Source organism: Providencia sp. JUb39 (genome assembly GCF_012272845.1).
In the GTDB taxonomy this organism is placed as follows: domain Bacteria; phylum Pseudomonadota; class Gammaproteobacteria; order Enterobacterales; family Enterobacteriaceae; genus Providencia; species Providencia lanzhouensis.
The window spans coordinates 854,536-873,190 of sequence record NZ_JAAWXD020000001.1 but is presented as its reverse complement, the minus strand read 5'-3'; the positions used below and the strand labels follow the sequence as shown (position 1 = coordinate 873,190).

The following is an 18,655-nucleotide window of genomic DNA, read 5'->3' as shown; positions in this document are numbered from 1 at the left end:
CATGAAATGTTGCGCAAGTGTTTTTTTATTTTATTTAAGACATATTAACAAGAAGACAAAAAAACAATAAATAACAATGGATTATATCGAAAATCACTACTAAAAGTATCAAACTGGCATTTATAACAGTAATTACATATTTATATTTCATTGTTCAAGTACATTTAAAATAATTTTATTAATAACACTTATATTAATAAAATTACCCAGCTTATTTACTCGCTTTTTTTATCATTTCAATTAGATTTAAATGTATTAATAATTTTTATTATTCTCTTTTTTTGTCTGAACTTCATCTAACGGGTTAACCCTGCTGTTATTTTGAACGATGATATCGCCTTTATTCATGATTATTCTAATAATCAGTAAGTTCCATGGTAATTCACACGAAACACTCTAAAATTGACACTCCCAATTAGAGTATTCAGCAAAATTACTCTGTATGTGAATAATCCCGCACAATATGGATGGTTTATTTTCAATTAACCTTATCAAGCTTTTTTTAAACGTGGTTTTATGTGAGCAGAATTTAAAATTACTCTAACTTAAATAAAATTAGAAGAAATTCCGAATAAAATTAAACCATTTGTTTGTGAAACTATAAAGAGAGACCATTTTTTTATCAGAAATGTTGCAAGAATATGCAAAAAATATGATGGATGAAAATTGATAGGTATAAAAAAATGCGTTTTATCTCAAAGCATCAATGTGATTATGTCACCCACGATACAGAGATAAAACGCATGATTACGTGAAACAACTTAGCTATTTAGCGTTAGCCGCGGTTGCTTCCATACCGACTAAACCAATCTTGAGATACCCCGATTGACGCAATGCATTCATTACATCCATCATCGTTTCATAATCCACACTTTTGTCCGCTTGGAAGAAAATTGTGGTTTCTTTATTGGTGTTTGTGGCTTGATCAAGAGTTGAACCTAACTGCTCTTTACTAACCGCTTGCTCGCCGATAAACAGCTGACTATCTGATTTCACAGTTAAGAATACTGGCTTTTCTGGTCGAGGCTGAGGCTTCGCAGTGGAAGCAGGTAAGTCGACTTTAATATCAACGGTAGCCAGTGGCGCTGCAACCATAAAGATAATCAGCAGAACCAACATAACATCGATAAACGGTGTTACGTTGATTTCATGCATTTCACCGCTATCGTCTTGTTCGTCACCTAAACGCATTGCCATAATAATTACCTTGCTTTGCTGTTTGCCAGATCGAGGTCACGCCCCAGTAACAATGCTGCTTGTGCAGCAACATCACCCACTTGACCACGATAGTTGTTGATCATACGAGCAAAAATATTATAGATAACCACAGCAGGAATCGCGGCGATAAGACCGATTGCCGTTGCCAGAAGCGCTTCTGCGATCCCTGGAGCAACAACCGCTAAGTTTGTGGTTTGAGAGTGAGCAATACCAATGAAGCTGTTCATGATCCCCCACACGGTACCGAATAGACCGACAAATGGAGAAATCGCACCAATAGTTGCTAAATAGCCATTTCCACGTCCCATATAACGGCTGATTGCAGCAACCGCTCTTTCTAAACGGAAACCTGTACGGTCTTTAATACCCGCAAGATCTTGGCTGTTTGCCGAAAGCGCTCTTTCAGTTGTCGCTTCAGCTAATAACATGCGCGTAATGCTACCTGCTTTAAACCCTTCCGCGATAGATACCGCTTCATCAAGAGATTTTACTTCTGCAATTGCTTTTGCTTCATCTTTTAAACGACGACGTGCAATTAAAATCTCACTTCCTTTGGATAAGAATAGCGCCCATGTAATCACGGATGCGAGTAACAGACCAATCATCACCGTTTTTACAACAACATCTGCGTTTTGGTACATACCCCAAACCGATAAATCCTGATCAAAACCGCCACCATGAGCTTCAGTCGCAATCTCAACATTTTCAGTCACTACCGTATTTGTCACGACAGATTCCGGTGTTGCTGCTGGAGTTGTCGTTGTTGGAGTCGCAGTCACTTCCGTTGTGGAAGGTGTATTTGCAGGAGCTGCTGTTGAACCTTGGTTAGCTACTGGTGTAGTAGGTGTGACAGCGGGTGTTGTTTCTGCGGATGCCGTGCCCATTAAGCCGATCGCCAATAGAATAGAAGCTGTTAATTTACGCATCAGTTGGCCTTTACTCTCTTATTTTGTGTTGTATAAAAAAATTTATATCGATGATTGTGCCATTCATCGACTAACCATTAAAAGCGAAATTTGATTCACGCATTCATCTCTTTTCGTCAAGATGTCAGATAATATCAAACACACCACGAATTGATAGTAATTATCATTAGTATTCGCAATTTTTTGTCGCTTATCAACATAACCCTTCGAGAGACGACTCGATTTGCTGCTTGATAATGAAGAAAATTCAGCTAACCACTTTTATTCTTGCTCTGGTAGGCCAAAATCATTTAACGTCAGGTGATAACTTAGCCAATCATTTGATTTTCTATCGGTAAATAAGGGATAGCTCAATGGCAAACATAAGACCAGAAACCCAGCTCGTGCATCTTGGTAGAAACCCTAAATTCACTCAAAAAGGGGTAAACCCTGTCATTCAACGTACCTCTTCCGTGATTTTTGATTCGGTAGAAGATAAAAAGCATGCTGTGCGCAATCGCGCAAATGGCGTATTAATGTATGGTCGCCGAGGTACACAGACCCATTTTGCTTTCCAAGAAGCGATGAGCGAATTGGAGTGTGGTGCTGGCTGTGTTCTTTATCCTTCAGGTGCAGCAGCGATCACCAATGCCATCATGTCATTTATCAGCGCGGGGGATCATATTCTGGTCACGGGGTCAGCCTATGACCCGACACAAAACTTCTGCGACAAAATCCTCACTAATTTGAATGTTGAAACGAATTATTTCGACCCATTGATTGGCGCAAAAATTGCCGATTTAATCCGTCCAAATACCAAAATTGTTTTTTTGGAATCGCCAGGTTCTATCACTATGGAAGTCCATGACCTTCCTGCTATCGTAAAAGCCATTCGTCAAAAATCCCCAGAAATCATTATCATGATCGATAATACATGGGCTGCGGGTGTCTTACTCAAACCTCTTTTATTTGATGTAGATGTTTCTATTCAATCCGCAACAAAGTACATTAATGGTCATTCAGATGGCATGTTAGGGGCCGCTGTTGCCAACCAGCGCTGCATCGAAACCTTACGGGAAAATTCATATTTATTGGGGCAAACTGCCGATCCTGATACCGTTTACATGGCAGGTCGAGGGCTTCACACCCTACCAACTCGCCTCAAGCAGCATGAAGCGAACAGTTTAGCCGTCGCAAGCTGGTTAGTAGAGCATCCCGCTGTGGCACATGTTTTTCATCCTGCACTTCCGAGCCACCCTGGGCATGAATTCTTTAAACGGGATTTTAGTGGCTGCAACGGTTTGTTTTCATTTCAATTAAATTCGCGGTTATCCCCTAAACAGTTCAGCGATTTTCTCGACCACTTTAGCCATTTTAAAATGGGGTATTCATGGGGCGGGTTTGAATCACTGATTCTTGGTTATCAAACCGAAGATTTACTCAGTATGCGCCAATACAATTATCAACCGGATAGCGGGTCGTTTTTCCGCCTGCATATCGGCTTAGAACACCCGCAAGATCTCATTGATGATTTACAACGTGCTTTCGCGCGCATTTAAACATCAACATTCTGTCCTTAATTATTAGGCAGTTAATCGCTGCCTTTTAGATAATTACCCAAACAAATCAAACTAGGCTGAAATTTTTCCTGTAATATAGAGCCCAATAATTCGCTTTATGCAGATACAGGAACGATTATGGAAGTCATACGCGAAATCGTACTGGCACTTTGGCAACACGATTTTATGAAGCTCGCCAACCCAGAAGTTCTCTGGGTCATTTACACCGTACTCTTTGTGGTGATTGTATTAGAAAATGGCGTGCTCCCCGCCGCATTTTTACCAGGTGATACCCTTTTACTGCTTTCTGGTGCACTGATTGCCAAAGGTGTTTTGCACTTTGTCCCCACTATCTTGCTGCTGGCAACAGCCGCGAGTTTAGGTTGTTGGCTTGGATTTGTTCAAGGGCGTTGGTTAAGCGAAACGAAGATAGTTAAACGCTGGCTTTCTCAACTCCCTGAGGAATATCATAAAAAAGCCAATGATATGTTTAACCGACAAGGTTTGTATGCATTATTGATCGGGCGCTTTCTGGCATTCGTAAGAACGCTGCTGCCATTGTTAGCGGGGTTATCCGATTTAAGTCATCGCCGTTTCCAGTTATTCAACTGGCTTAGCGGGTTATTGTGGGTCGGTATTATTGTGACTTTGGGCTATGCCGTTAACCAAATTCCTTTCGTTAAAGAGCATGAGCAAGTTGTGATCACCGCACTGATGATCATCCCAGTCGTGCTGTTGGTCAGTGGTTTGATTGGCTCCATTATCGTCTACTGGAAACACCGTAAAGCTTTAAAAGGCAGCAAAGAAAGCTAAATTGCGCGCCTAAATCTCACGCGACCAACACAGGTTTAAGTGCTTGGTCGCCGCGACAAACCCCACATCTACCTCTCAATATGCGCCCCTTTCATCCCCATAAATAATAAAAAAGCGCGTAATTACCTTGGAGTCACTATGCAAAATACCGCAATACCTACCGGTGAACACACACTTAACGTTCACCTTGTAAACTCATTTACTCGAAATAACACTGGCGGAAACCCTGCCGGAGTCGTACTCAATCCCCCGAAACTCAGTGATGCACAAAAAATTACGATTGCTCGCCAAGTGGGATTTTCCGAAACGGCGTTTGTCTATTCTGGAGAAAGTGCGGGTGAAGAAACGGATTTTAAAGTGGATTTTTTCACCCCTGAAAGTGAAGTGGATTTTTGTGGGCATGCGACATTGGCTGTCTTTTTTACCCTATTTTCATTGAATCAATTAGCCGCTGGCACCTACTCCCAAAAAACCAAAGCCGGTATTTTAAATGTTACGGTCAGTGCTGATGGGGTCATTATGCAACAAACTCTTCCCGTTACCCGCCAAGGGCCTGATGTGAATACCGTCGCTGCCGCATTAGGTATCCCAGCTGAGACAATCACAGAAACAGGCTTACCTATTGAAATTATCTCCACTGGATTACCTGATATTTTAGTCCCCGTGCAATCCAATCAATTAGATAATTTAAAACCTAATTATGATGCTATCGCACAACTGAGCCGTGAGTTTGATTCGATTGGTTTCCATGTTTTTGAGCTAAGCCAGTCATCTTCTTTTACTGCTCATTGCCGAAATTTTGCTCCGCTCTACGGAATTAATGAAGAGTCCGCAACTGGTAGCTCAAGCGGTGCTCTTGGTTGTTATCTGGTGAAACATGTCTTCCCCACAGAAACCTGTTTTCTGTTAGAGCAAGGGCGGGCAATGGAATGCTCCTCGCAAATTCAAGTGGAGATTTCTCATCAAGATCAGGCTATCAGCCGAGTTTGTGTGGGTGGACAAGCCGCAACAATGGGTATCCAAACCGTCCATTTTTAGTCTACTAACGCACCTAAAACAAAAAAGTCGCGGCATATTCTGTCGCGACTTTGATATCAGGAATGGATTGCTAACTTACGCGGTTATTGCTTCGCCAATAAGAAACTAATGGCGGAAAACAGATACTGCCCAATTTCTGGCGTCATCCATGTTCCTTGAGAAATCACCGGATCTTCGCGGTAAATCGTGCGGATTTTTTCCTGTAATAGCGGATCGCCCCCAGTAAATTGGTTAAACATGGTTAACCATATTCCCGCCAGCTTCTGTACATTTGGCGAATCTGGAGCATCCCCCGCTTTCAAAGCATTATAAATTCCTGAAATAAATTCAGGCCACACTTTGCCTGACTCAAAGTAATGCCGGCTAACAACAGCAAATTGCTCAGCGGTTAAATGAGGTTTAAATCGCGACAGTTGGTACTCACTAAAGCCCCGAGTTACAAAGTCAATCACCGCTTCAGTGATCCCTGTCGAGAACATTAGCTCATTGTCGGTTAAGTGAATTTGATTTAAACGCGCAAAGAAATCCGGGTTTCCGCCCGTATCTCTTTCCAGGGCTGTCATCCACTCAACACCAACCGCTTGTGCTTCAGCTGATTTTGGTGATTCACCTTTTTCCATTAACGCTTTTACTGTGGCAACCCGCTGCTGCCACTCTTGATTTTTCAATGTGTTCGCCGTGTAGAGCGGCAATTGCTCAAGCTCTTGAGGGGTAAAATATTTATCAAACATCGACATCATCTCCAATAATGAAAACCAATCAGCCTGAGTGGGGTTATCTCCCCGTTGCATTTGCTGCTGTAACCGCTCGAGACGTGAACGCAGTTTTTCAATCTGCTTCATCTGCTCGGTTAACAGACTAATACGCTCTTGCAACAAAAGAGAGATATCGCCACTGTGACCATTAAGTAACTCGCCGATGTCTTTCAGTTTGACTCCCACCTGACGCAGCATCTGAATTTGCGTCAAGCGTTCAATACATTGCATATTATAGAGTCGATAACCTGCATCGGTTCTGGCAGTCGGCAGTAATAAACCAATCTCTTCATAATGATGAAGGGTACGAATGGTTAATCCTGTTTTCTCTGCGATCTCACCCACTTGAAATAGCATCTGCGCCTCCTGTCCTGAAATGCAGGTTAGTGCCTCACGTTACGTGAGGGTCAATCACTATTGTGCACTATTTTTCATTTATTTTAATTTATTCCATTTTTCGCTACCCATAAAAAAACCCCAGAGGCGATAACGCCACTGGGGTTAATAATCATCGAATCAGTGATTATTTAATTAATGCGTGCATTTCTTGTACAGAAATCACTTTATCCGTAGGGTCTGCGCTCAGAGATAATGCCGTCGCAAAGCCACCGTTGAGAGTTGTATCATAGTGAACTTTGTAACGCAGTGCACTGCCACGAATGAGTTTTGAGTCTTCAATCGCTTGACGACCTGCCGTTGTATTCACGATGTAGTTGTACTCACCATTCTTAATACGGTCTTGAATGTGTGGACGACCTTCGTGAACCTTGTTTACTAAACGTGGGTTGATACCCGCTTCACCCAGGACAATCGCCGTTCCGTGAGTCGCGTCTAACTCAAAACCGTGTTTCAGCAGTTTCGCTGCTAAATCAACAACTTTCGTTTTATCGCCTTCACGAACAGACAGCAGTGCGCGACCAGATTTCTTCATAGTTGAGTTGCTGCCTAACATCGCTTTAGCAAATGCTTCAGCAAATGTGCGGCCAACACCCATCACTTCACCCGTTGAGCGCATTTCTGGTCCGAGGATTGGGTCAACACCTTGGAACTTGTTGAATGGCAGAACCACTTCTTTGACTGAGTAGTAAGGCGGAATGACTTCTTCAGTCACGCCTTGCTGAGTCAGTGTTTGACCCGCCATAACACGCGCCGCAACTTTCGCTAGTGGTACGCCTGTTGCTTTAGAAACAAATGGCACCGTTCTTGCTGCGCGCGGGTTCACTTCAATCAGGTAAACTTCGTTGTTCTTCACCGCAAACTGGACGTTCATCAGACCGCGAACGCGCAATTCGAATGCCAGACTGCGCACTTGTTCACGCATCACATCCTGAATTTCTTGGCTTAATGTATAAGCTGGCAGTGAACATGCTGAGTCACCAGAGTGAACACCCGCTTGCTCAATGTGCTCCATAATTCCGCCAATCAGCACCATTTCACCGTCGCAGATTGCATCCACGTCAACTTCAATCGCATCATCAAGGAAGCGGTCTAATAGGACTGGCGCATCGTTAGACACACTCACCGCGGTTTGGAAGTAGCGACGCAGGTCAACTTCGTCATAAACGATTTCCATCGCACGACCGCCCAGTACATAAGATGGACGAACCACCAGCGGATAGCCGATACCCGCTGCTTTTTCAACGGCTTGTTCGATAGTTGCAACAGTGGCGTTTTGTGGCTGTTTCAGGTTTAAGCGGTTAACCGCTTGTTGGAAACGCTCACGGTCTTCTGCACGGTCAATCGCATCTGGGCTAGTACCAATAACCGGTACACCCGCGGCTTCTAATGCACGCGCTAATTTCAGTGGAGTTTGACCACCATATTGAACAATCACCCCTTTCGGCTGTTCAATGCGGACGATTTCTAATACATCTTCCAGTGTCACTGGTTCGAAATAGAGGCGGTCAGAGGTGTCGTAGTCCGTTGAAACAGTTTCTGGGTTACAGTTGACCATGATGGTTTCATAACCATCTTCACGCAGCGCTAATGAAGCATGTACGCAGCAGTAGTCGAATTCGATACCTTGCCCGATACGGTTTGGACCGCCACCTAATACCATGATTTTTGGTTTATCGTTGTTCGGATTGGATTCGCATTCGTCTTCATAAGTGGAGTACATATATGCGGTGTCGGTTGCAAACTCTGCCGCACAAGTATCTACACGCTTATAAACCGGATGTAAATCATAACCTTGACGTAACTTACGTAGTTCAGCTTCAGACACGCCGACTAAACTTGCCAGGCGCGCATCCGCAAAACCTTTGCGCTTCAGTTGGCGTAAGAAATCTTTAGTCAGACCGTTGATACCTAACTCTGCCACTTCGTTTTCTAAACGCACCAGCTCTTCAATTTGTACTAAGAACCAGCGGTCGATATTAGTTAGATTGAAGATACCATCGATAGATAGGCCTGCGCGGAATGCATCAGCGATGTACCAAATACGGTCGGAGCCCGCATCTTTCAGCTCACGGCGAATGCGAGTTAACGATTCTGGGTCGTCCAGGCTCACTTTCGGGTCGAAACCTGTTGCGCCCACTTCCAGACCACGCAGTGCTTTTTGCATAGATTCTTGGAATGTGCGACCGATAGCCATTACCTCACCCACTGATTTCATTTGGGTGGTCAGACGGTCATTGCTTCCGGCGAATTTTTCGAAGTTAAAACGAGGGATTTTGGTCACAACGTAGTCGATAGACGGTTCAAATGACGCAGGAGTACGACCGCCTGTGATGTCATTCATCAGCTCATCGAGAGTGTAACCGACTGCTAATTTGGCAGCGATTTTAGCAATTGGGAAGCCTGTTGCTTTTGACGCTAGTGCGGATGAACGAGAAACACGCGGGTTCATCTCGATAACGATTAAGCGACCATCTTTCGGGTTAACAGCAAACTGAACGTTAGAACCGCCAGTTTCAACACCGATTTCACGCAGTACTGCCATCGAGGCATCACGCATGATTTGGTATTCTTTATCTGTCAGTGTTTGCGCAGGTGCGACGGTGATGGAGTCACCAGTGTGAATTCCCATTGCGTCGAAGTTTTCAATGGAGCAGACGATAATGCAGTTATCTTTCTTATCGCGAACCACTTCCATTTCATACTCTTTCCAACCAATTAACGACTCATCGATTAATAATTCGTTAGTTGGGGATAAATCTAAACCACGAGTACAGATTTCTTCAAATTCTTCGCGGTTATACGCGATACCGCCACCGGAACCACCCATGGTGAAAGATGGACGAATGATACACGGGAAACCAACATCATCAGCGACGGCGTTAGCTTCTTCCATTGTGTGTGCGATACCTGAACGCGCTGTGCCTAAACCGATTTTTTTCATCGCTTTATCAAAGCGCTGGCGGTCTTCTGCTTTATCAATCGCGTCCGCAGTCGCACCAATCATGGTCACACCAAATTCAGCCAGTACACCTTGGCGTTCAAGCTCAAGAGCACAGTTCAGCGCGGTTTGTCCACCCATGGTTGGTAATACTGCATCTGGGCGCTCTTTTTCAATGATTTTGCGTACCACTTCCCAGTGAATTGGCTCGATGTAAGTTGCATCCGCCATTTCTGGGTCTGTCATGATAGTCGCTGGGTTCGAGTTCACTAGAATAACGCGGTAGCCTTCTTCTCTAAGAGCTTTACACGCTTGTGCACCTGAATAGTCAAACTCACACGCTTGGCCGATAACAATCGGGCCTGCACCGAGGATCAGAATGCTTTTAATATCTGTACGTTTTGCCATTTTCTTGCTCCCGATTATTTTGCGTTTGAACGTGGTGTGTTTTGACGGTATTCGTTGATTAAATCAATGAAGTGGTCAAAAAGACCTGCGGCATCATGAGGACCAGAACTAGCTTCTGGGTGACCTTGGAAACTGAATGCCGGTTTATCTGTGCGATGGATACCTTGTAAAGTGCCATCAAACAGCGATTTGTGTGTCACACGCAATGTGTCGGGTAGTGTGGATTCATCAACTGCAAAACCGTGGTTTTGAGCCGTGATCATCACCACGTCTTTATCTAAATCTTTAACTGGGTGGTTAGCACCGTGGTGACCAAACTTCATTTTCATGGTATTGGCGCCGCTTGCTAATGCTAGCAATTGGTGACCCAAGCAAATGCCAAATACGGGGATTTCAGTTTTTAAGAATTCTTGGATAGCGTTGATGGCGTAGTCACAAGGGGCTGGGTCGCCAGGGCCGTTTGATAAGAAAATCCCATCTGGGTTCATCGCTAACACCGTTTCTGCTGGTGTTGTTGCCGGAACGACGGTTAAGCGGCAACCACGGTCAACTAACATACGCAGAATGTTGCGCTTTGCACCAAAATCGTAAGCAACTACGTGTAATGGCAGCTCATCTTCTTTGCTTGCTGCTGGTTGCCCTTCTTCTAAGTTCCAAGAGCGTTGAGTCCAGCTGTAAATCTCTTTGGTGCAAACTTCTTTTGCTAAATCTAAGCCATTTAAACCTGAGAAGCTGCGTGCTTTTTCTAAAGCCAGCGCCGCATCTGGGTTATCCCCTGCGATAATACAACCGTTTTGTGCGCCTTTTTCTCTTAACAGGCGAGTTAATTTGCGCGTGTCGATATCCGCGATAGCCACTACATTGTGGCGTTTCAGATATTCAGACAAGCCTTCCTGACCACGAAAGTTACTGTAGATTAATGGTAAGTCGCGAATGATAAGGCCTTGAGCGTGTACGTTAGGAGATTCTTCGTCATCAGCATTAGTGCCGACATTACCAATATGGGGATAAGTGAGAGTAACAATTTGGCGGGAATAGGAAGGGTCAGTAATTATTTCTTGATATCCGGTCATTGAAGTATTGAAAACGACTTCTCCAATAGCGGCCCCTTCAGCACCAATGGCGCGCCCGTGGAATTGGGTTCCGTCTTCCAGAACCAATATAGCTGACTTAATCAAAACATCCTCCGGAGAATAATCAATCATATTTTTTGCATATTAATTCAGATTTTGCGATCTAAATCAATGCCAAAATGAGTTTTTAAGCAAATTTTTGGCAAATTGCGCGCATTCTAATGATGGGATAGAGTCTTGTCTAGAAAAAAATGCATTTTTTTCACTTTTAGCTTACTTTTTTGCATTCTTACCTATTTTTTCTATAGAAGGCTAATGAAATAACTATTCATGGGTAAAAACGCAAACGGTTAATAGAGAAGAAAAGTGCAAAATTGATAATAGCGCAGACAATGGAGGATCTAAAGTGCAATTTTTGAGTGGAAAAGAGGAAAAACATGAAGAAAACAACAATAAAAAACAAACTCACTTAATATTTTAAAAAAGAAATAAATAAACCAGAGACTTCAATTGAAGCCATCTGATTTTAAACAAAAAATTATTTCAAATAAAACTACAAATCATCAAGATTAAGGACACCTTTCATATTATACAGTCCATCTTTCTTACCATTAACCCAAGACGATGCTCTTATCGCACCTTTTGCAAAGGTCATACGGCTGGAAGCCTTGTGGCTTATCTCTACACGCTCGCCAATATCGGCAAACATTGCCGTGTGCTCACCAACAATATCGCCAGCACGCACCGTAGCAAAACCAATCGTACCCGGTTCACGCTCTCCGGTATAACCTTCCCGTGCATACACAGCGCACTCTTTTAGATCTTTACCTAATGCATCCGCGATAGATTCCCCCATTGCCAACGCAGTGCCTGAAGGGGCATCAACTTTATGACGATGATGAGCTTCAATAATTTCAATATCGGTGTAATCTCCCATCACTTTCGCCGCTTTTTCCAGTAATTTCAGCACCAGATTCACACCGACGCTAAAGTTGGCAGCGAAGACAATTGGGATAGATTTTGCGGCTTCAGCAATGGCCAATTTTCCTTGTTCATCAAACCCTGTGGTACCAATGACCATGCCTTTTTGGTGAGATTGACAGAATGCTAAGTATTGCAGGGTGCCTTCAGGGCGAGTGAAATCAATCAGCACATCAAAATCATTAACAACAGAATCTAAGTGACCAACGACTTTCACACCAATTTGCCCAATTCCCGCCAGCTCACCCGCATCCGTACCAATAAGTGAAGAGCCTTCACGCTCAATGGCTGCGCCAAGTTGAATTCCGTCTTGTTCTTGTGCTGCTTGAATTAATTGGCGCCCCATGCGCCCACCCGCACCGACAATCGCAACGCGTACAGTTGAATCTGCCATTTTTGATCCTTTCGTAAATATTGAGGCGAAAACCAAAATAAAATCTTGGTTATACCTTAAAGAAACTTGAATCGGGACGCCAGCACTAATCCGGAGATATTAATAAAACCGTAGAGAGGGGGATGATTATCAGAAAAAATTGTATTGATATGGGATGGGATACTGACAAAATAGAAAACAGCAGCGGCTAAATCAGCCGCCACTATAATAAAATCAATGTATTAGTTAATTTCTTTAACGTCCACACGCAGCTCTTTTGGTACTTCAAAAACGATATTCTCTTCTCGTCCTTGTAGCTCAACCACCGAGTCTGCACCCAGCTCTTTCAGTCTATCAATCACTTGGCGGACTAGAATATCTGGGGCGGATGCCCCCGCAGTTAATCCGATAATTTTCTTATCTTTTAACCACTCGGTTTGAATATCTTCAGCACCATCAATCAGAAATGCGGCCTTCCCCATTCGAGACGCTAATTCAGCTAAACGGTTTGAGTTTGAGGAATTTTTCGAACCGACAACTAACACGATATCGGCTTTTTCCGCGAGCTCACGCGCCGCTTCTTGGCGGTTCGTGGTCGCATAGCAAATATCGTCTTTACGCGGTCCCACAATATTTGGGAATCGACGGGTGAGCGCATCAATCACATCAGAGGTATCATCCACTGAAAGCGTCGTTTGCGTCATAAAACTCAGGTTGTTTTCATCTTTTACCTGCAGCTTCCAAACGTCTTCTGGACTTTCAACGAGATACATCCCCCCTTCAGGGTTATTGTATTGCCCCATTGTCCCTTCCACTTCAGGATGCCCTGCGTGACCGATTAAAATCGCTTCTTTGCCTTTACGGCTTGCACGAGCCACTTCCATATGCACTTTAGTCACTAATGGGCAGGTCGCATCAAATAGCATGGTTAAATCGCGGGAACGGGCTTCTTGGCGAATGGCTTGTGAAACACCATGGGCTGAGAAAATCAGAATAGAGCCATCGGGAACTTCGGAGATTTCTTCAATGAAGATAGCGCCACGCTGGCGTAAATCATCAACCACATAGCGGTTATGCACAACTTCATGGCGAACATAAATCGGTGCGCCATAAATTTCTAAGGCGCGTTCAACAATACTGATTGCACGGTCAACACCCGCACAAAATCCACGAGGATTAGCCATTAATATTTGCATGGTGACTCTCCAATTGTGGGTCTATTTCTAGCACTTCAATTTCAAAGGTGATTTGTTGCTCAGCAAGAGGATGGTTAAAATCAACAGTAATTGACTCCCCTTCAATCGCTTTCACGACACCCGGCATTTCGCTTCCATTCATGCCAGTAAACAGCATGATGGTACCAATTTCAGGGATCCCCGTTTCCATAAAATCACGCAATGAAAAGTATTGCACTAAGTCTGGATTATGTTTCCCGAATACCGTATCCCCTGCTAAGGAAAATGTTTTCTTTTCACCTTCAGATAGCCCAATAAGTTGCGCTTCTAATTCTGGCGACAGTGAATCATTTCCAAGAGCAAACAACGCAGGCTTTCCTTGTGCGTGAGAAGAATCCGCCGTGGAGCCATCTTCTAATTTCAGAGTGAAATGCAGTAAAACAGAACTCTGCGCCTGTATTTGAGTAGACATAATCTAAACCTGTTTTTTATCATAAAGTTCAGCCCGACTATCGTCGGGCTGAGATGACTAATATGCAATATTGGGTTTTATCAACCTATCGCGCTATCTGTTCTATTTAGCATCTTGCTGTTTAGGTTTATCCGGCAAAAAGCCTTCAAAAATCACCAACGCCGCACCGATACAAATGGCCATATCCGCCAAATTGAAGGTCGGCCAGTGCCAGTTGCCTACATAAAAATCAATGTAGTCAACTACAAAGCCATGCACTAAACGGTCACATAAGTTACCGATCGCACCACCAATAATTAACGCATAAGCAATATTACTCAGGCGTTTTTTCACGCTTTGGCGATACATCATCACCATTAACGTAATGGAGATGGCAATAGCTATTCCAGCAAAGAACCAGCGCTGCCAGCCGCCTTTATCCGCCAGGAAACTAAATGCCGCACCAAAGTTTTGAGCGTACATAAGGTTAAAGTACGGAATTAAAGGGTGTGGATCGTACAGAGTCAGCTCTTTTAAGACTAATTGCTTAATTGCTAAATCTGCAACGATAATCACAACCGTCAGCCACAACCAACGCAAACCAGTAGAACAAATAGGTGTCTTCATTAAGCAAACTTACGTAATTCACCGTTTCCGGCTACGTTAGTCACACAGCGACCACAGATTTCAGGTTGTTCTGCCGCTGCACCAATATCACTTGCATAATGCCAGCAACGAGGACATTTTTCCCCAGCCGCTTTACTGAAGGCAATTTTCAGGCCTTTCAGTTCACTGTCTTGTGCATCCGCAGGCGCCGTTGCAATATCAGCCACATTCGCTTGAGATGTTAACAGCACAAAACGCAGTTCATCACCTAAGCTATTTAACTTAGCGGCTAATACGCTATCTGCATATAAAGTTACCGATGCTTCTAACGAACCACCAATGTGCTTGTCTGTACGCGCTTGCTCCAGAACTTTGTTCACTTCGCCACGTACGGCTAACAGCTCAGCCCAGAAACTGTCATTCATCGCTTCTGATTCGTCTAAACCGAATAAGCCGTTATACCACTCTTCAATGAGAACGAATTGAGCACGTTTACCTGGTAATTCATTCCAGATTTCATCAGAGGTGAAGGACAGAACCGGTGCAATCCAACGAACCAACGCTTCCACGATATGGAACAGTGCAGTTTGGCAGCTACGACGCGCAACGCTATCACTTTTCGCGGTGTATTGACGATCTTTGATAATATCCAGATAGAACGAGCCCATCTCGATAGAGCAGAAATGCATTAAGCGTTGGATAACACCTAAGAAATCATACTCATCGTACGCTTTCGCAATCTCTTTTTGTGCTTCTAATGCACGACCAACTGCCCAGCGATCTAACACCACCATATCTTCTGGTTTCACCATATCGGTTTCTGGATTGAAACCATTTAAGTTTGCCAGTAAGAAACGCGCAGTATTACGGATACGGCGATAAGAGTCCGCTGCACGTTTTAAAATTTCATCAGATACCGCGATTTCGCCCGTATAGTCAGTTGATGCCACCCACAGGCGCAGGATATCAGCGCCCAGTTTGTTCATCACATCTTGCGGACTCACTGTATTACCTAAAGATTTAGACATCTTACGACCTTGACCATCAACGGTAAAACCGTGGGTCAGAACTTGGCGGTAAGGTGCTTTGCCTTTCATCGCAGTAGACAGCATCAGAGAAGACATGAACCAACCACGATGTTGGTCAGAACCTTCCAGATACATATCCGCAGAGTTACCATGGAATTCAGGACGCGCATCAACCACAGCAAAGTGGGTGGATCCTGAATCGAACCAAACGTCTAATGTGTCTGGTACTTTACGATAAGTTTCAGCATCAGCGCCGAGCAATTCAGCAGGGTCTAAATCCCACCATGCTTGGATACCATCAACTTCAACGCGCTTAGCGACTTCTTCCATCAGCTCTAAAGTACGCGGATGCAGTTCTTCAGTTTCTTTGTGCACGAATAACGACATTGGGGTACCCCAAGTACGTTGACGTGAGATACACCAGTCAGGGCGGTTTTCAACCATTGACTCGATACGTGCACGCCCCCAACCTGGGATCCACTGAACAATGTCGATCTCTTTCAGAGATTGTTCACGCAGACCGTTTTTATCCATGCCGATAAACCATTGTGGTGTCGCACGGAAAATAACTGGGGTTTTATGGCGCCAGCAACATGGATAGCTGTGAGAGATAGCTTTCTTGTACATCAATAAGCCTTTCTCGTTCAGAATTTCCAGCACCACATCATTAGCTTTGAAAATAAATAAACCATCTAAACCTGGGTAAGTATTTGGCAAGAAGCAGCCATCTGGACCCACTGGGTTCGCTGTTTCTAAACCATATTTTTGTCCAACAACATAGTCTTCAGGACCATGACCTGGCGCTGTATGTACCGCACCTGTACCCGCATCTAGCGTAACGTGGTCACCTAAAATTGCAGGCACATCAAAGCCCATAAATGGATGAGCAAAACGAAGTAACTCTAATGCACTACCTTCGCACTCGCCTAATACTGTCCATGACTCAACACCGACAGTCTTCATGACTTCTTCAACTAAGTCAGTTGCTAGAATGACTAAATCACCATGCGCATCCACCAAAGAGTATTTGAACTCTGGGTTCAGAGAGATTGCACGGTTAGCTGGTAACGTCCAAGGCGTTGTCGTCCAGATCACTAAAGATGGCGTTTTATCGCTAGAAACACCAAATTTTTCGCAAACGGCTTTGCTATCTACCGCAGGGAAGCGAACGTAGATAGATGGGGATGTTTTGTCGTAATACTCGACTTCCGCTTCAGCCAGTGAGGAACCACATGCTGTACACCAGTGAACGGGTTTTGCCCCTTTCACTAAATGACCATTTGCAACGGTTTTCGCCAGAGCACGGATGATGTTCGCTTCGGTTTTAAAATCCATGGTCAGGTAAGGTTTGTCCCACTCACCCAACACACCTAAGCGGATAAAATCAGCTTTTTGCCCTTCAATTTGCTCTTTGGCATATTCACGGCATTTTGCACGAAATTCAGCGGCGGAAACTTTTTCCCCTGGTTTACCTACGATTTGTTCAACTTTGTGTTCAATAGGTAAGCCATGGCAATCCCAACCAGGGATGTATGGGGAATCAAAGCCCGCCAGCCCTTTGGATTTAATAATAATATCTTTGAGAATTTTGTTTACTGAGTGACCAATATGAATACTACCGTTAGCATACGGAGGACCATCGTGCAGAATAAAGGTTTTCTTGCCCGATTTTGCTTTACGGATTGCCTGATACAAACCTTCTTTGTACCAGCGCTCTAACATCTGTGGTTCGCGTTTAGCGAGATCGCCACGCATTGGGAACCCTGTTTCTGGTAGATTCAGGGTATTTTTATAGTCACTCATCGATTCTCAGTTCCAATTTTCCGCTAAATTATCTGATTCCAATTGCTGCGAGATATTCTCTGGCTGCAACTACATCATTAGCAATTTGCTCCTTCAGCGCGTCCAACGAAGCAAACCGCTGTTCGTCACGTAATTTTTTACGTAACACAACATCAATATGACGCCCATATAAATCCATATGAGCATCAATCAGATGGACTTCTAACTGGGTACCTTTTCCAGATACCGTTGGACGTGTGCCAATGTTTGCCACGCCCGGTACAGGCTTATCGCCCAGACCATGAACTTCTACAGCATACACGCCAGTCACCGGTGTGACTAAACGTTTTAACGGTAGGTTTGCTGTCGGAAAACCTATCGTACGACCTAGCTGATTACCGTGAACCACACGCCCACTAATGCGATATGTGTGACCTAATAAATTTTCAGCTAATGTCAGATCATTGTTTTGTATCGCTTTACGGATCGCAGTGCTGCTGACGCGCACACCTGAATCACAAAAGCTTTCGGTGTCTGCGACTTCAAAACCAAACTTTTCACCGGCTTGCTGTAAAAAAGAAAAATCACCCATTCGATTTTTTCCGAATCGGAAATCATCACCAATGGCGAGATATTTCACACCGAGTTTGTCGACTAATAAGTCAGACACAAAAGCATCGGGCGTCAATGAAGCAAAATGCTGGTTAAATTCCACACATAATAGATAATCGACCCCGCTATCAGCAAGGTACTTCACTTTATCTCTTAGGCGTGTCAAACGCGCAGGAGCCTTATCACCCGTAAAAAATTCAAGGGGTTGTGGTTCAAATATCATCACAACAGTTGGTAAACCTAACTGTTTACCCTTGAGCTTCAAATTTTGAAGTAATACTTGGTGCCCACGATGGACACCATCAAAATTACCAATAGTCAGTACGCAACCATGATGGTACGACCGGATATTTTGTATACCGCGAATTAGCTCCATAACTGGCTCAATACCGAGGAAATTGCAGGATTATACCTTGTACGACGCATAAGGTTAACCTAAGTTCGTAAAAGCTTTCATTAAACCCTATTTTTTTGATCACTACACTATTTAATCAGATGATTTTACACTGCTAAGCATCTTTCTGCACGACACCGCGCTGCT

At 43.9% G+C, this 18,655-nt stretch carries 14 protein-coding genes; 3 read left to right on the top strand and 11 right to left on the bottom strand.

Annotated elements, in window-relative coordinates:
- Positions 1–765 precede the first annotated feature (765 nt).
- Both exbD and exbB read right to left on the bottom strand, forming a co-directional pair.
- Positions 766–1,197: a TonB system transport protein ExbD gene (exbD, locus tag HFU86_RS03840; RefSeq protein ID WP_036950331.1), complete on the bottom strand. Its 432-nt coding sequence runs from the start codon at positions 1,195–1,197 to the stop codon at positions 766–768.
- Between the two features lie 5 nt (positions 1,198–1,202).
- Positions 1,203–2,144, bottom strand: coding sequence for a tonB-system energizer ExbB (exbB, locus tag HFU86_RS03835; protein WP_132496163.1), 942 nt, complete (start codon positions 2,142–2,144; stop codon positions 1,203–1,205).
- Between the two features lie 353 nt (positions 2,145–2,497).
- Here exbB and metC point away from each other — a divergent pair, with 353 nt between their 5' ends.
- From metC to HFU86_RS03820, 3 genes are all read left to right on the top strand, one after another.
- Positions 2,498–3,682, top strand: coding sequence for a cystathionine beta-lyase (gene metC / locus HFU86_RS03830; RefSeq protein ID WP_187128756.1), 1,185 nt, complete (start codon positions 2,498–2,500; stop codon positions 3,680–3,682).
- 138 nt (positions 3,683–3,820) lie between these two features.
- A complete protein-coding gene (locus HFU86_RS03825) occupies positions 3,821–4,495 on the top strand; it encodes a DedA family protein (RefSeq protein WP_036950325.1) in 675 nt (224 codons plus the stop codon).
- A gap of 138 nt (positions 4,496–4,633) precedes the next feature.
- Complete coding sequence (locus tag HFU86_RS03820; RefSeq protein WP_187128755.1) at positions 4,634–5,533, top strand: PhzF family phenazine biosynthesis protein; 900 nt, start codon at positions 4,634–4,636, stop codon at positions 5,531–5,533.
- Between the two features lie 83 nt (positions 5,534–5,616).
- Here the strand turns inward: HFU86_RS03820 and HFU86_RS03815 are convergent, their stop codons facing one another.
- From HFU86_RS03815 to ribF, 9 genes are all read right to left on the bottom strand, one after another.
- Positions 5,617–6,645: a MerR family transcriptional regulator gene (locus HFU86_RS03815; RefSeq protein ID WP_187128754.1), complete on the bottom strand. Its 1,029-nt coding sequence runs from the start codon at positions 6,643–6,645 to the stop codon at positions 5,617–5,619.
- Positions 6,646–6,811: 166 nt separating this feature from the next.
- Positions 6,812–10,033 carry a carbamoyl-phosphate synthase large subunit gene (gene carB, locus HFU86_RS03810; RefSeq protein WP_132496159.1) on the bottom strand — a complete coding sequence of 1,074 codons (3,222 nt, stop codon included), beginning with the start codon at positions 10,031–10,033 and terminating at the stop codon, positions 6,812–6,814.
- 14 nt (positions 10,034–10,047) lie between these two features.
- Positions 10,048–11,211 carry a glutamine-hydrolyzing carbamoyl-phosphate synthase small subunit gene (gene carA, locus HFU86_RS03805; RefSeq protein ID WP_154628325.1) on the bottom strand — a complete coding sequence of 388 codons (1,164 nt, stop codon included), beginning with the start codon at positions 11,209–11,211 and terminating at the stop codon, positions 10,048–10,050.
- A 448-nt stretch (positions 11,212–11,659) separates the two neighbouring features.
- Positions 11,660–12,481 (bottom strand): 4-hydroxy-tetrahydrodipicolinate reductase, encoded by an 822-nt coding sequence (gene dapB, locus HFU86_RS03800; RefSeq protein ID WP_187128753.1) that lies wholly within the window; start codon positions 12,479–12,481, stop codon positions 11,660–11,662.
- 221 nt (positions 12,482–12,702) lie between these two features.
- Positions 12,703–13,656: a 4-hydroxy-3-methylbut-2-enyl diphosphate reductase gene (ispH, locus tag HFU86_RS03795; RefSeq protein ID WP_132496157.1), complete on the bottom strand. Its 954-nt coding sequence runs from the start codon at positions 13,654–13,656 to the stop codon at positions 12,703–12,705.
- Entirely contained in the window at positions 13,637–14,107 is a 471-nt protein-coding gene (fkpB, locus tag HFU86_RS03790) for an FKBP-type peptidyl-prolyl cis-trans isomerase (protein WP_036950308.1), read from the bottom strand. The genes ispH and fkpB overlap by 20 nt, the downstream gene beginning before the upstream one ends.
- A gap of 102 nt (positions 14,108–14,209) precedes the next feature.
- Positions 14,210–14,713, bottom strand: a complete 504-nt coding sequence (gene lspA / locus HFU86_RS03785; protein ID WP_132496156.1) for a signal peptidase II — start codon at positions 14,711–14,713, stop codon at positions 14,210–14,212.
- Positions 14,713–17,523, bottom strand: a complete 2,811-nt coding sequence (gene ileS / locus HFU86_RS03780; protein WP_187128752.1) for an isoleucine--tRNA ligase — start codon at positions 17,521–17,523, stop codon at positions 14,713–14,715. The genes lspA and ileS overlap by 1 nt, the downstream gene beginning before the upstream one ends.
- Positions 17,524–17,551: 28 nt before the next feature.
- On the bottom strand, positions 17,552–18,490 hold the full coding sequence (ribF, locus tag HFU86_RS03775) for a bifunctional riboflavin kinase/FAD synthetase (protein WP_132496154.1): 939 nt from the start codon (positions 18,488–18,490) through the stop codon (positions 17,552–17,554).
- Between the last annotated feature and the right edge of the window lie 165 nt (positions 18,491–18,655).